Annotated in this window: 2 pseudogenes; both read right to left on the bottom strand. The window is 35.1% G+C overall.

Annotated features, from left to right (window positions below):
• Positions 1-289: pseudogene (locus tag DXC10_RS16205) on the bottom strand (hypothetical protein); the annotation flags it as partial.
• A pseudogene (locus DXC10_RS16200) lies at positions 289-561 on the bottom strand (tetracycline resistance ribosomal protection protein); the annotation flags it as partial. The pseudogenes DXC10_RS16205 and DXC10_RS16200, both read right to left, overlap by 1 nt.

Here is a 561-nt window from a genome sequence, read left to right as displayed (position 1 = left end):
CCTTGAAACGGCAGAGCATACTGTCCATTGCCATACGCCGTGCATGGTAATGCTCGATATCTTTATCGTTCCATTCCAGTATTGTTTCACCCAATAGAGAAAATTTTATCATTTGAATATTGATATTGTTTATTTCTTTTCGGAGCTCGTCTATTTTTTTATTGCCAAGTTCTAATGCTTCTATCTCCTGCCATTCATAGAGGCTATTATATGCCATACATCCGATAAGAATGGAGATAAGTATATATCCCAACCGTATTGCCTTATAGAAATTTCCTGACCGCTCCATTATTTTAATGACATTGATTTTTGGAACATGAATAAAAGTTTATCTTTTTCGTTCATGCGGATATTATCAGAATAACCGTCTTTTGTTATTTGATACCCACATGGCTTAACCATAAAAATGCCTAAGCCCTTAGTGTACGAACTTACTTCTGAGGCATAGTCTTTACTTGTATTTAATGGAACTTTCCCTTTAATATGACACCACTCATTATTGCAACTGATGTCTTCAATCTCAGACATCAGTTTTTGCAAATCTGTAATAGCTTTGGAACT

Source organism: Bacteroides sp. OM08-11 (assembly GCF_003438665.1).
GTDB lineage: Bacteria > Bacteroidota > Bacteroidia > Bacteroidales > Bacteroidaceae > Bacteroides > Bacteroides cutis.
Note: the sequence above shows the minus strand (reverse complement) of the source record. Positions and strands in the feature narration are given on the sequence as shown.